This is a genomic window from Proteus faecis (assembly GCF_030286765.1).
In the GTDB taxonomy this organism is placed as follows: Bacteria; Pseudomonadota; Gammaproteobacteria; order Enterobacterales; family Enterobacteriaceae; genus Proteus; species Proteus faecis.
In genome coordinates this window covers 19,961-34,043 of the sequence record NZ_JASVWV010000005.1, presented here as the reverse complement: position 1 = coordinate 34,043, position 14,083 = coordinate 19,961, and the positions used below count along the sequence as shown (strand labels likewise).

The following is a 14,083-nucleotide window of genomic DNA, read 5'->3' as shown; positions in this document are numbered from 1 at the left end:
ATTAAATGATAATTATTCAAGGTTTTATTATGATGGACTTGCTCAGTTGGTCTGATCTTTTTATTTGCCTACTTACCTTATTCTTTGCTTATGTTATTTTCGGTATGGCTGGGTTTGGCTCAGCGTTAATTGCGGGTCCTGTATTAGCACTCTATTTACCTCTTTCAATGATAGTGCCTTTATTAGCATTAATCGATTTAAGTGCCGCCATAGTGAATGTTTTAAGAGATGGTAAACAGGCTGATTTTAAAGAGATACGCTATCTTATCCCGCTTATTATTATTGGGAGCCTTGTCGGAGCAACAATTTTATTAACCACACGACCGGATTTACTCTCTCTTCTTTTAGGCATCTTTGCCACTTGTTATGCAATTTATGCTCTGTTTTGGAAAAAACAAGAAAGCCAATTTTCTCAACGCTTAGTGTATCCTTTTGGGTTAATTGGTGGTGTGTTTAGTGCGTTGTTTGGCAGTGGTGGCTTTTTATATGCGATCTATTTATCAGGTAGAATTGCAGATAAAAACAAGTTTCGCATTACACAAACGACATTGATTGGCTTTAGCACACTTACGCGAGTGGTTATCTTCTTATTTGCAGGTATTTATTGGCAATTGGCACTCCTTAAGTTAGCCGTTATTTTCTTACCTGCTATGTTTGCTGGTGTATGGTTAGGGCGAAATTTAACATTACGGATGTCAAAAGCACGATTTATGAGTGTGATTTATACCATTGTATTGGCATCAGGTAGTGTGCTTATCTATCGTTATTTTTCTTAAGCGTTGTAGGATAAATAACGATGAAGTGAGAATATTGTGAAAGGCAAAGATCTTCGACAGTCAAATGGAGATCTTTCTCTAATTAACATTACTTTTTAAGCATGTTTATCTATTTCTTATCCCCTATAATACAACAATATTTTATTTAACCACCTTCCTTTTATTACAGAGGTTTCTGTTATTTGCAGAAACAAAACAACATGTCACATCAAAATTATCGCCAATCTGAAGTTTTTGCGATAACAACTATCACGGTAAGCATTGGGGTTATCGGAATTGTTATCGGATTAACTATTCCTATGGTGGCACTGCGCCTTAATTTAGTGGGTATTAATGAGTCTATTATTGGGCTTATTTCCGCAGCACCCGCTATTGGAATGTTAATTATTTCCCCCTTTGCTCGGCGTATTGTCCAATGGATCGGTAAACGCTTTGCCATGCTATTAGCAACCATTATTTCTGCAATAAGTTTATTACCCTTAATGGGAAGTTTACCTCTAGAGTTGCTATTTCCTTTACGATTAATCACGGGTATTGCCAGTGGTGTGATGATTTGTTTAGGAGAAACATGGATTAATGAGCTTTCACCAGATAATAAACGTGGGCGGATTTTAGCGGTATATACCACGGTATTTACGATTAGTCAGTTATTAGGACCTTCAATTATTGCGTTGTATGGGGTTGCAGATAAGACACCGATTTTAATTAGTGTTTTTATTCATATTATCTCTATTGTTCTATTTTTAATGATGGATCAGAAAACCGGAGATAAACTACCAAAAGATACGCAAGAGCCTAATTTTTCTATTATCCACTTTGTTAAAGTTGCGCCAGCAATCTGTGGTGGAATTGTTTTCTTTGCTTTTTTTGATGGCACCGTGCTTTCAATGTTTCCTATTTATGGCTTAAGTGTAGGGCATACTGAAGCTATTGCGGCAATGATGATAAGCGCTATTTTAGCGGGTGATGCCATTATGCAAATGCCATTTGGTTGGCTTGCTGATCATATGAACAGAACGCGGTTATATCGAGTTTGCGGTGTAGTGACTTTACTAGCAAGCTTATTACTACCTATCATGATGTCCCATACATTTTTGATTTGGCCTTTATTACTGGTATTAGGTGCAACAGCCGGTGCGATATACACCATTGCGTTGGTACAAATTGGGCAATACTTCTCAGGTAATGATCTGATGGTCGCTAATGCATCAGCTGCGATGTTATGGGGGATTGGTAATTTAGCAGGGCCTTTGCTGGCGGGGGCGATGTCTGAAATTTCATCATCTTCACTACCATTCTTATTGGTTGCTATGACGGGTTTATTCTTAGTTTCAACGATGGAACGTTGGAACCAAGGGGTTAAAACACTCAATAATAGCCCATCTTAATGTTATTTCTTCTCTATCGTATTCTATTTAGAAGATAGGAGTGCGATAGAGGAAGCCTTTCTTTTCTCGATTTCTAAATATTAAGATCTTATCTTCTTGTTTTCTATAAATGGTTATAATTATCTTTCGTAATTTCGCTTATTTTAAAATTTATTAAGAATAATCTAGAAATGCTTATACAAAACAGAAAACGGTTTGCTAAAACAGCATTTATTCATCTAACGTTAGAAGTAGAAGATAAGCTTATCTTCAGATAAAAATAATGAATACTGCAAATCATTAATCGCCACACATTGGGAACGGGAGGTATTATTTATCTAAGTAACTTATTAAAGTTACTAATAATAGATAGATATACCTAGTCATCGTAATGAGTAATATAAATTCAATAAAAACAATTGATTAAGATGTTTTCTACTGTGAGATAAGTATGATATTAGATAATTGTACAAAAGTAGAATAATGAGGAAAGTAGGTAACTGCTTTCCTCTTTTTCTGTTTTTCTAACTTTAAACTATCTTTTTATGACATTTTTATTAAAAATGTATTTTTTCACTTGATTCTTACCCTAAAATCACCAGATAATCGTTTGCGTCAAATTCTCTCACTCAATCCACACGAAAAACCAAACGTTTGCTTTTTGACTCCCTCTTAAGATTATTTATCAATAAGAGGCTATTCTAATTGATACGTAATCGTTTTCGTTTTTTGGAGAGTGAACCGTTTTTATGTCAGAGGAATGTAATGTCTGCTAATCAATCAGCAAGCACAGGTAAACTGGATAGCTATTTTAAACTTACAGCACGTGGCACAACTGTTCGCAAAGAAATGATCGCAGGTTTGACGACATTTCTAGCTATGGTGTACTCCGTGATTGTTGTTCCTAGTATGTTAGGGCAAGCCGGTTTTCCACATACAGCGGTTTTTATTGCAACCTGTTTAGTCGCGGGATTGGGCTCTCTTCTAATGGGTTTGTGGGCAAATCTTCCTATGGCAATTGGTTGTGCTATTTCCTTAACAGCATTTACCGCTTTTAGCTTGGTCTTGGGACAAAATATCTCTGTACCCGTTGCATTAGGTGCCGTATTTTTAATGGGATGTTTATTTACCGTTTTCTCATTAACAGGCATTCGTACTTGGATCTTAAAAAATATTCCAATAGGGATTGCGCATGGTGCGGGAATAGGGATCGGGCTTTTTCTGCTTTTAATTGCAGCAAACAGTGTTGGATTAGTGGTTAAAAACCCATTTGATGGTTTACCTGTCGCTATGGGGAAATTTACGTCATTTTCTGTTCTGATGTCACTCGCTGGGTTAGCCGCTATTTTCGGATTAGAAAAACGTAAAGTACCCGGTGGCGTGCTATTAGTGATTGTGGCTATTTCGATTATTGGTCTTATTTTTGATCCTAATGTGAAATATCAAGGGATCTTTAAAATGCCTCAATTGGGTGAGGATGGACTTTCTTTATTGTTTGCGATGGATATTAAAGGTGCCTTACAACCTTTAGTATTACCGAGTGTTCTTGCGTTAGTAATGACGGCTATTTTTGATGCCACTGGGACTATTCGTGCTGTTGCAGGTCAAGCAAATTTATTAGATAAACGTGGGCAAATTATTAATGGCGGAAAAGCGCTGACTTCTGACTCTGTGAGTAGCATTTTTGCGGGCATTATTGGCGCAGCACCTGCTGCGGTTTATGTTGAATCAGCCGCAGGAACAGCTGCTGGTGGTAAAACTGGATTAACCGCCACAGTAGTTGGTATTTTATTTTTATTGATCCTTTTCTTATCGCCTCTCTCTTATTTAGTTCCCGCTTACGCAACGGCGCCAGCATTAATGTATGTCGGTTTATTGATGCTAGGTAATGTTACTAAGTTAGATTTTAGTGATTTTGTTGATGCAATGTCAGGCATGGTGTGCGCTGTATTTATTGTTTTAACGTGTAATATTGTCACCGGTATTATGTTAGGTTTCGGCTGTTTGGTTATTGGTCGTATATTTGCAGGTGAATGGCGTAAACTCAATATTGGTACAGTCTTAATTACTATTGCTCTAGTGGCATTTTATGCGGGTGAGTGGGCAATTTAATTTAAATAATCGGTTTTAAAGACAAAAGGCGGAATATATTTTTATTCCGCCTTTTTGCTATTTATTTATCTACTTTTATTCGCTATTGTCGAAATTAAGCCTAGTGATTAAATTTTTGGTAGAATATATGCAAGAAATAAAAATACGCCATGGCGAACTTGACGACGCATTAGCAATTCAACAGCTATATACTCATCCCGATTTATATATTTGCACTTGCCAATTTCCTTATCCTTCAGTCACGATGTGGAAAAAAAGATTACTTGAATTTTCAGAGCAAAATATTCCTAATTTTGTTGCAACTATTGATGATCAAGTGGTGGGGCATCTAGCTCTGATAATCGATAATCACCCTCGTCGTCGCCATGTTGTAAGTTTTGGTATTGGTGTTGGCGCTGAATACTCAGGAAAAGGTGTTGGTAAATTACTTATCAAGACAGCAATTGATTATGCTTTCAATTGGTTAGCTGCCACACGATTAGAATTAGAAGTGTATTCAGACAACGAAAGAGGTTTGCATCTGTATAAGAAACTAGGTTTTGAAGTTGAAGGTGTACGCCGTAAAGCGGCTTTTAGAGACGGTAAATATTGTGATGTTGTTATGATGTCGATGTTAAGAACAATTGAATAATCATTAGCATTACGGGTTAGCTCTCAAATTTAATCGTAATTGTTATTTATCTATGATTTTTTATTTAATTACTTAACGTTTTACGTTTTTATACGGTCTATTACATTGCTTAGACTGAAAAAGAGAAATAAAAACGTATGCTTTCTAGAATTAATGCCGTTAATAAATAGAGAGCAATAAATTGTGTACAATGTGCGGTGTTAGATACGATTAATCTTAATTTTTAAATATTCTCACAGAGTCTATGTGGGTTCAGTTTAAAATAAGCATAGATACATAGATAAAGAAAGGTACGATGCGCGAATTTTACATAATACGTTTCTTTATCGTTCGGTAGGTTTCCCGTTTATCAGGGGAAAATGGCTGGTTTCAGGATAAAAATAGGCATGTAAGGGTAACATGGAAATTTTCTTTACTATTTTGATTTTAATACTGGTGGTTTCAGTTTCGGGAGTTATCACAAAATTAATTCCCTTTCGTGTTCCGTTACCATTAATACAGATTGTGATAGGGGCTTTATTGGCATGGCCTCAGTTTGGTTTACATGTCACTTTTGATCCTGAATTATTCCTCGTTCTATTGATCCCACCTTTACTGTTTGTTGATGGTTGGAAAACACCGACACGAGAATTTATCCAAAATGGGCGTGAGATTTTTATTCTCGTGCTTGTTTTAGTCATGGTGACCGTTGTGGGTATCGGTTACCTGATTTATTGGATGATGCCAAGTATCCCTCTTATCTCGGCATTTGCGTTGGCGGCAGTACTTTCGCCAACGGACGCGGTCGCACTCTCTTCTATTGTCGGTAAAGGGCGAATACCTAAGCGAATAATGGGTATCTTAGAAGGTGAAGCATTAATGAATGATGCTTCGGGTCTGGTGGCCTTGAAATTTGCGGTTGCTGTGGCTATGGGCACGATGGTGTTTACTGTTGGTGGTGCAACCCTTGAGTTTTTCAAAGTTGCCATAGGTGGATTACTGGCAGGTATCGGTGTCACCTTAATTTACAGTAAATCTTTACGATTGATGAGTCGTTGGAGCGGAGACGACCCAGCTACACAAATCGTCTTTATGTTGTTGTTACCTTTTGCCTCTTACCTTATTGCCGAACATATTGGTTTTTCTGGTATTTTAGCGGCTGTTGCCGCCGGTATGACTATCAGTAAATCTGGCGTTATCCGGAATGCGCCTCTTGCGATGCGCTTACGTGCTGATAGCGTGTGGTCAATGCTTGAATTTGTCTTTAACGGCCTTGTCTTTATCATGCTAGGCTTACAGCTTCCTATTATTTGGACGAGCTCTGTTATTCAAGCAGATCTTGACCCAGAAGTTGAAGTCTGGATGCTGTTTGCGGCAGTTTTCGTTATCTACTTTGCACTGCTACTTCTGCGATTTACGTGGTTATGGCTAATGAAGAAAACTAGCCGGATCTTTATGAAAAAGCATCCACTTGATTTTGCTAATTATACAACGCGTGAGTTGTGGTTATCGTCATTTGCAGGTGTTCGTGGTGCTATTACGCTTGCAGGTGCGCTTTCTATTCCACTCTTTTTAACTGATGGCAGCACTTTCCCAGGACGTTATCAAATTATCTTTATTGCTGCTGGTGTTATTTTACTGTCGATTTTAGTCGGTATCATTTCACTTCCTTTCCTATTAAAAGGCGTGAAGACAACTGATAAAGAAGCAGATAAAAATGAAGTTCGCTATGCACGGAAAGTGATGGCAGAAGTGGCAATTGTCAGCCTGAATAAAATGGAAGAGCGCTTAGCTGCAAGTACTGAAGAGCAGTTGGATGCGGAAGAAATTAATGAGGTTGCTTCTCGTGTTACGGGATATTTAAGACGTCGTACTGCGGATCAAGATGAGATGCTCCATAACGCGTTAGAGGAAGATCTCGAAAGACGTTTTCGTTTAACGGCATTACGTGCTGAACGTGGTGAACTATACCATTTAAGAGCGACGAGAAAAATCAGTAATGAAACACTCCAATTATTGCTACATGAGTTGGATTTAATGGAAGCATTGTTAGTAGAGAAAGATAGTTAATTATGTGGTTGCTTGTTATTACAACACTACTATGGGCAGCCTCTTTTAGCCTGATCGGCGAGTATCTCGCGGGTCAGGTTGATAGCTGGCTCTCTGTCCTGATACGCGTTTCTTTGGCGGCTTTGGTCTTTTTACCTTTCTTACGTTGGAAGGGGATCCGCTTTAAGGTGATTTTGCTTTATATGCTTGTGGGAGCTTGCCAACTCGGCATTATGTATCTCTTCGTCTTCCACGCTTATAACTATTTGACTGTTGCAGAATTTTTACTTTTTACTGTATTAACACCGCTTTATGTCACGTTAATTTATGATTTATTAGAGCGTCAGAAATTACGTTGGGGTTATGCATTTAGCTCATTATTAGCGGTATTAGGTGCGGCAATCATTCGTTATGATCATTTAAGTGATGATTTTTGGTATGGGTTGTTATTAGTTCAATTAGCGAATATTTTCTTTGCTATTGGTCAAGTGGGTTATAAACGATTAATGGAAGTGCATCCTATTCCACAACATCATGCATTTTCTTGGTTTTATCTTGGTGCTGTTGTGGTTTCATTAGTTGGAGCATTGTGTTTTGCCGATTGGCAGAAAATGCCAACAACATCACTACAATGGGGTGTTTTACTCTGGTTAGGAGTGGGGGCTTCTGGAATAGGGTATTTCATGTGGAACTATGGTGCCACACAAGTTGATGCTGGAACCTTAGCTATTATGAATAACATGATGGTTCCAGCAGGATTATTAGTGAATTTTTCTATTTGGCAGCAACATCCAAATTGGCCAAGTTTCATCATAGGCGCGAGCCTGATCGTTGCATCACTTTGGATCCATCGACGCTGGATACGCCGACCTGCTTTACAAAAGGAAGATTGTTAACCGCATGTTGGCCTGATAAGCGAATAAACTCTCTGATTGCCGGTTGATGTTGCTCTCCAAGACGGTTAGCAGCATATAATCGGCTCCATAATCCCTCACCTAATGTTTTTGTAACTACTAATCCTTGTTTTTCAAAATTCTCAACAGCCCAATGAGGTAATGCAGCAATTCCCATACCGGCTGCAACCATTTGAATTAACAACAGCGTATTATCAACATGTTTAAAATTTGGAGTGATCCCCGCTGGTTGTAAAAAATGGCGCCATACATCAAAGCGCTCTCTTTGTACGGGATAAATAAATAAAGTTTCTGCAATTAAATCTTGTGGCTGAATATGTAAGCGATTAGCAAGAGGATGATCTGGAGATAAAACCAATTTTACTTCATAGTCAAACAGCGGTGTGTAGTGCAAACGAGGATCATCTGAAATATCTGATGTCAGCACAACATCTAATTCACGCTGTAATAATGCTGGTTGTGGATCAAACGTTACCCCGGAATGAAAATCGACAGTCACTTCAGGCCATGTTTGGCGATATTGCTGTAATGCAGGCGTTAACCATTGAATACAACTGTGGCATTCAATAGCAATGTTCAAATTCACACTCCCCGGTTCATTACATGTATCGAGCGCTCTACGAACGATAGGCAATACTTCTTCTGCTAATTTAACCAACACATCTCCTTGTGGGGTGAAACGCAGTGGTTGGCTTTTACGCACAAAAATTCGATAACCAAGACGATGCTCTAATTCACTGAATTGATGCGAAAGGGCTGATTGTGTTTGATGCAACTGATTTGCTGCATTGGCAAGGGAGCCGGTGTGCTTTAGTGCCAATATCGTTTTTAAGTGTTTTATTTCTATCATGAGAAACCTTCAGGTTGTTAATGAAAAATTTGCGCTTGTGATTTATACACTACCTGTAGATTATGGATGTGTAAACATCTAGACGGCTAAAAATAGGATTTTTTATTATGACCATTCGTAATCACACATTAGGTTTCCCTCGTATTGGCTTAAACAGAGAGCTAAAAAAGGCGCAAGAAAATTATTGGGCAGGTAAGATTTCACAGGAAGAGTTGGTGGCTGTGGGTAAAGAGCTTCGTGCTCGTCATTGGCAACAACAAGCCGATGCGGGTGTTGAATTACTCCCTGTTGGTGATTTTGCTTGGTATGACCAAGTTTTAGGAACTAGCTTACTGTTAGGTAACGTACCTCCCCGTCATCGTAATGAAGATGGCACACTCGATCTTGATACTTTATTTAGAGTGGCTCGAGGTAGAGCACCGACAGGTAAACCTGTTGCGGCATCTGAAATGACGAAATGGTTTAATACTAATTATCACTATATCGTACCGGAATTCCAACAAGGTCAATCATTTACCTTTGCATGGAAAGAGTTATTAGATGAAGTGGATGAAGCATTAGCTCTTGGTCATAAAATAAAACCAGTGTTACTGGGGCCTGTGACTTATCTTTGGTTAGGCAAAGTGAAAGGGCCTGAATTTGATAGATTAACGCTTTTAAAAGAAATTCTCCCTATCTATCAACAAGTTCTTAATGCCTTAAAAGAGAAAGGTATTGAGTGGGTACAAATTGATGAGCCGGCTTTGGTACTGGATTTACCTGTTGAATGGCAAAATGCGTATCAAACAGCTTATCAGGCATTAACGGGACAAGTTAAATTACTGCTGACGACCTATTTTGATGGTATTTCTCATCATCTTGATATTATTAAAAACTTACCTGTTAATGGGCTTCATGTTGATATTTCAGCAGGGCGAGATGATTTGCAACACTTACATCAAGTATTACCTAATGATTGGGTGTTGTCATTGGGTGCCATTAATGGTCGAAATGTTTGGAAAGCAGATTTAAGTGAACGTTATCAGCAAGTGATTGCGCTAAAAGATAAACGTTCCTTGTGGATCGGAACATCCTGTTCATTACTACATAGCCCAATTGATTTGAATGCAGAGACGAAACTTGATGATGAAGTAAAAAGCTGGTTCGCTTTTGCTGTTCAGAAATGTGAAGAAGTCGCTCTGTTAGCTAAGGCATTGAATGCACCAGAAGGTGAGTATGATGAACAACTAGCACAGTACAGTGCACCAATTCGTCAACGTCAGCACTCGACTCGTGTACATAATGCAAAAGTTGCAGCTCGTTTACAGGCAATTGAAGCGCAAGATAGTGAAAGACATTCACCTTATACCCAACGCGCAGAAGTACAACGTGCACGGTTTAATTTGCCATTATGGCCAACCACTACGATTGGCTCATTCCCACAAACAACTGAAATTCGTACTGTCCGTTTAGATTTTAAGAAAGGGCGTATCGATACGGCTGCTTATCGTACAAATATTAGTGAACATATTAAGCAGGCAATATCTGAACAAGAAAACCTTGGCCTTGATGTATTAGTTCATGGTGAAGCAGAACGTAATGACATGGTGGAGTATTTCGGTGAGCATTTTGATGGTTATGTATTTACACAAAATGGCTGGGTACAAAGCTATGGTTCACGTTGTGTAAAACCACCTGTGATTATTGGTGACATTAGTCGCCCAGCCCCCATTACCGTGGATTGGGCAACTTACGCGCAGTCGTTAACGGAAAAGCCAGTCAAAGGCATGTTAACAGGCCCCGTGACAATTCTATGTTGGTCTTTCCCTCGTGAAGATGTGACGCGTGAAACGATTGCAAAACAGATCGCGTTAGCACTACGTGATGAAGTGGATGATTTGCAAAAAGCAGGTATTGGTATTATTCAAATTGATGAGCCAGCATTACGTGAAGGATTACCATTACGTCGTAATGAGTGGCAGGCTTATCTTGATTGGGCAGTGGATGCTTTTAAATTAAGTGCTGCGATTGCTGATGATGAAACACAAATCCACACACATATGTGTTATTGCGAATTTAATGACATCATGGGATCTATTGCGGCTTTGGATGCAGATGTTATTACTATTGAGACATCACGTTCAGATATGGAGCTGTTAGAAGCTTTCGAGCATTTTGATTATCCAAATGAAATTGGGCCAGGAGTTTACGATATTCACTCACCTAATGTGCCTAATGTGGAATGGATTGTTGGATTATTAAGAAAAGCGCAATCACGTATTCCTGCAGAGCGTTTATGGGTAAATCCAGACTGTGGATTAAAAACACGAGGCTGGACTGAAACACGCGCAGCATTAGCAAATATGGTTGAAGCTGCTAAATATTTACGTCAAAACGCATAATCATTAATTACTGATTAGCCTGTTATCTATATTGTCTTATTTTGCTAAATGACTAATTAAGATAACAGGTTAATTCTATATAAAACGAAAAGGATAGGTATAAATTAAAACTTAGAGAAAATCTTATTATTGATATTTTTGAGAGTTGCTATACTGCGAAAACTCTCTATTTTTTATGGATATAATTATTGTGCAAACGAGCATTCAACTTTCGGATAAAGTATTAGATGCTTTTCCAACTCGACCTTTGAAATTAGTTCCACTAAGAGGAGATGGTGGACTATTTCGCTCCTTGTTTTTAGTGATCACCATGTTGGTACTGACGATATTTAGTGCTTACCAAATTCCGAATATTCTTTATGACTATAAAATTAGTGAGAATGCAGTTCCTGTTGATGCCACAGTTAAAGGTTCTTGTCGTTCTCAACTCTTTGTTCTTACTAACTGTAGTGTTGATTTAAATTATAAAGGCAATGAAGTTTCGCGTAATTTTACTTTTTTAGATTTAGGTCCTAAAGATGTGTTAGTTGAACCTGTCGCTGATGCAAATGATCTAAGTAAAATGACTGTTGATGTGGCGATAGATAATATTTGGCTTCGTTTAATTAGCACGATTATTTTTGTCGGATTATTTGGTTTTTGTGTGATATTTTTTATTTATCGTCAAATACTGACAAGTAAAGTGAGAAAAGCATTATTATCAGTGGGAACGCAACCTTTAAAATTAATCGCTGTTCCTGCAAAAATGGTTGTGAGTAATAAGCAATTTATTGCCACTTATCATCTTAATTTAGATGGTAAAGATATTCGTATTGCTTATTCAGGGAATAAGAAAACACCTCCTATTGTGATTGAGCAAAATGGAAATACCTACGTATTAGCCGTTTATTCACCACAACAGAATATCCCTTATGCTCTGGATGTACCTTTAGAGCGTATTCAGGCAACACCTGAAGAGAAGCAACGTTTTCATGAAGCGTTGATTGAAGAAGGTTTGCTGTAATTCGTTTCAATTATTAAGATAGTGATGCGTTTTCTCTTATTGGGATGTAAGGGAAAACGCATTAAGACGATCTGCTTATTTAGCCACCGAAAATTTTTGCTTTTAAAATATCCATCCCCGCACTGACTAAATCTAAGTCTTTAGGTACAACGCCATCTGGTGTGACTTTATCAATTAATTTAGGTAGATATTGTGCCGCCATTTCAGACGCTTCTGTCGCATTTAAATTAATTTTTGACGCAAGTTCGTTAATAACAGGTAATGAAAAAACGGCTACGATTTGTTCAGCACTGATAGGTAAATTTGTATTTGTGCTTATCCAAGATTGAATAAGCTCACTTAAACCCGCTGCATCAAATTGCTTTATTAAGCCTTCAATACCCCCTTGAGATCCAATCCACTCAAGGACAGTTTTATATTGATTGATTTTTTCGCCACCTAATAGGTTCGCAATTTGGTTAAATAAGCTCATATTCACTCCAGTGACGATGTGTTTGTCACATTAGATGTTTTTTAAGGGCGGGTAGTGTACGCGTTATACTCGTTATACTTCAAGTTACTCGTCATACTTCAAGCTGTCGCGTTGTTGACTTCGTTCATTCGCACTAGTCACATACTACTGTATGCTCCTAGCGACTCATTCACTTGTCGCCTAGCGACATCTTGAATTATTTAGAGTATCTACTCGTCGACTTTTAATTAATCGCGTTGTTGACTTCGTTCATTCGCACTAGTCACATACGACTGTATGCTCCTAGCGACTCATTCACTTGTCGCCTAGCGACATCTTGAATTATTTAGAGTACCTACTCGTCGACTTTTAATTAATCGCCGTTGTTGACGGCGTTCATACGCACTAGTCACATACTGAATTATTTAGAGTATATATTTGGTATTTGGGTATTTATATTCGATAAGATGTTTATTGCATCTATACTGATTGATTAGGATGGATGCATGACTATCTTGAATGATTGAAGTGAGCAAATATTGGTAGTGTATTTGCTGAGAATGTATTTCGAACGTCACATTTCGTGATAATAATCACAATTTTATGAAATTATTACTTTGTTTGGAACCTTGTAGGTGATATTGGTCACTAAAAAGGTCTGTAAAGCTGATAAAGTAAGTCTTAATTTAATGATCATTGGTTTTGTCCCATTGAGGAGTCCGATATGTCTGATGTATTTCACTTAGGTTTAACCAAAAATGACCTACAGGGTGCCACTTTAGCAATTGTTCCAGGTGATCCTAAGCGTGTTGAAAAAATTGCAAAATTAATGGATAACCCAGTTCATCTGGCTTCTTTACGTGAATACACGTCGTGGCGTGGCGAAATTGATGGCAAAGCTGTTATTGTTTGCTCAACAGGTATCGGTGGTCCATCTACCTCTATCGCAGTTGAAGAATTAGCACAGCTAGGTATCCGCACTTTCTTACGTATTGGTACAACCGGTGCAATTCAAGAACATATCAATGTAGGTGATATTCTTGTGACTACGGCGGCGGTTCGTTTAGATGGTGCAAGCTTACATTTCGCACCAATGGAATTCCCAGCTGTTTCTGATTTTGAATGTATGAACGCACTGTACAAAGCGGCTAAAGACAATGGCTCAACTGTACATGTAGGTGTTACAGCATCTTCAGATACATTCTACCCAGGACAGGAACGTTACGACACCTATACAGGTCGCGTTGTTCGTCGTTTCAAAGGCTCTATGAAAGAGTGGCAAGAAATGGGCGTAATGAACTATGAAATGGAATCAGCAACATTACTGACAATGTGTGCAAGCCAAGGTTTACGCGCAGGTATGGTTGCAGGTGTTATCGTAAACCGTACTCAACAAGAAATTCCAGATGCGGAATTACTGAAGAAAACTGAAAATAATGCACTCGGTATTGTTATCGAAGCCGCTCGTATTTTAATGAAATAAGTTTTTTTTAATCAATTATGAAAGCCCTTAATACCTAGGTATTAAGGGCTTTTTTGTATGGTAATTCATCACGTTAATGTATTAACA

Annotated in this window: 11 protein-coding genes; 9 read left to right on the top strand and 2 right to left on the bottom strand. The window is 38.2% G+C overall.

What is annotated here, in order from left to right:
- Positions 1-29: 29 nt before the first annotated feature.
- From QSH13_RS08505 to QSH13_RS08480, 6 genes are all read left to right on the top strand, one after another.
- Positions 30-776 (top strand): sulfite exporter TauE/SafE family protein, encoded by a 747-nt coding sequence (locus tag QSH13_RS08505; protein WP_196544152.1) that lies wholly within the window; start codon positions 30-32, stop codon positions 774-776.
- A 200-nt stretch (positions 777-976) separates the two neighbouring features.
- Entirely contained in the window at positions 977-2,164 is a 1,188-nt protein-coding gene (locus QSH13_RS08500) for an MFS transporter (RefSeq protein ID WP_109396777.1), read from the top strand.
- Between the two features lie 744 nt (positions 2,165-2,908).
- Positions 2,909-4,255, top strand: a complete 1,347-nt coding sequence (locus tag QSH13_RS08495; protein WP_109406849.1) for an NCS2 family permease — start codon at positions 2,909-2,911, stop codon at positions 4,253-4,255.
- Between the two features lie 127 nt (positions 4,256-4,382).
- The gene (locus QSH13_RS08490) at positions 4,383-4,886 is read left to right on the top strand and encodes a GNAT family N-acetyltransferase (protein ID WP_109396778.1); all 504 of its coding nucleotides are present in this window, start codon (positions 4,383-4,385) and stop codon (positions 4,884-4,886) included.
- 399 nt (positions 4,887-5,285) lie between these two features.
- Positions 5,286-6,935, top strand: coding sequence for a Na+/H+ antiporter (locus QSH13_RS08485; RefSeq protein ID WP_072064506.1), 1,650 nt, complete (start codon positions 5,286-5,288; stop codon positions 6,933-6,935).
- Positions 6,936-6,937: 2 nt separating this feature from the next.
- A complete protein-coding gene (locus QSH13_RS08480; protein WP_109396779.1) occupies positions 6,938-7,810 on the top strand; it encodes a carboxylate/amino acid/amine transporter in 873 nt (290 codons plus the stop codon).
- On the opposite strand, the gene metR is transcribed toward QSH13_RS08480, so the two are convergent.
- Complete coding sequence (gene metR / locus QSH13_RS08475; protein WP_109396780.1) at positions 7,725-8,678, bottom strand: HTH-type transcriptional regulator MetR; 954 nt, start codon at positions 8,676-8,678, stop codon at positions 7,725-7,727. The two genes, QSH13_RS08480 and metR, sit on opposite strands and share 86 nt — an antisense overlap.
- 107 nt (positions 8,679-8,785) lie before the next feature.
- Between metR and metE the strand changes: the two genes are divergently transcribed.
- Positions 8,786-11,059 carry a 5-methyltetrahydropteroyltriglutamate--homocysteine S-methyltransferase gene (gene metE, locus QSH13_RS08470; RefSeq protein WP_109406848.1) on the top strand — a complete coding sequence of 758 codons (2,274 nt, stop codon included), beginning with the start codon at positions 8,786-8,788 and terminating at the stop codon, positions 11,057-11,059.
- A 175-nt stretch (positions 11,060-11,234) separates the two neighbouring features.
- Entirely contained in the window at positions 11,235-12,062 is an 828-nt protein-coding gene (locus tag QSH13_RS08465) for a hypothetical protein (RefSeq protein WP_109396782.1), read from the top strand.
- 79 nt (positions 12,063-12,141) lie between these two features.
- On the opposite strand, the gene QSH13_RS08460 is transcribed toward QSH13_RS08465, so the two are convergent.
- On the bottom strand, positions 12,142-12,534 hold the full coding sequence (locus QSH13_RS08460; RefSeq protein WP_109396783.1) for a YidB family protein: 393 nt from the start codon (positions 12,532-12,534) through the stop codon (positions 12,142-12,144).
- A 703-nt stretch (positions 12,535-13,237) separates the two neighbouring features.
- On the opposite strand from QSH13_RS08460, the gene udp reads away from it, so the two are divergent.
- Positions 13,238-13,996: a uridine phosphorylase gene (gene udp, locus QSH13_RS08455; RefSeq protein ID WP_023583501.1), complete on the top strand. Its 759-nt coding sequence runs from the start codon at positions 13,238-13,240 to the stop codon at positions 13,994-13,996.
- Positions 13,997-14,083: the final 87 nt, after the last annotated feature.

Coding starts and splice junctions, on each gene's coding strand:
- QSH13_RS08505 (WP_196544152.1), top strand. CDS start 30: ATGATGGACTTGCTCAGTTGGTCTGATCTTTTTATTTGCCTACTTACC.
- QSH13_RS08500 (WP_109396777.1), top strand. CDS start 977: ATGTCACATCAAAATTATCGCCAATCTGAAGTTTTTGCGATAACAACT.
- QSH13_RS08495 (WP_109406849.1), top strand. CDS start 2,909: ATGTCTGCTAATCAATCAGCAAGCACAGGTAAACTGGATAGCTATTTT.
- QSH13_RS08490 (WP_109396778.1), top strand. CDS start 4,383: ATGCAAGAAATAAAAATACGCCATGGCGAACTTGACGACGCATTAGCA.
- QSH13_RS08485 (WP_072064506.1), top strand. CDS start 5,286: ATGGAAATTTTCTTTACTATTTTGATTTTAATACTGGTGGTTTCAGTT.
- QSH13_RS08480 (WP_109396779.1), top strand. CDS start 6,938: ATGTGGTTGCTTGTTATTACAACACTACTATGGGCAGCCTCTTTTAGC.
- metR (WP_109396780.1), bottom strand. CDS start 8,678: ATGATAGAAATAAAACACTTAAAAACGATATTGGCACTAAAGCACACC.
- metE (WP_109406848.1), top strand. CDS start 8,786: ATGACCATTCGTAATCACACATTAGGTTTCCCTCGTATTGGCTTAAAC.
- QSH13_RS08465 (WP_109396782.1), top strand. CDS start 11,235: ATGGATATAATTATTGTGCAAACGAGCATTCAACTTTCGGATAAAGTA.
- QSH13_RS08460 (WP_109396783.1), bottom strand. CDS start 12,534: ATGAGCTTATTTAACCAAATTGCGAACCTATTAGGTGGCGAAAAAATC.
- udp (WP_023583501.1), top strand. CDS start 13,238: ATGTCTGATGTATTTCACTTAGGTTTAACCAAAAATGACCTACAGGGT.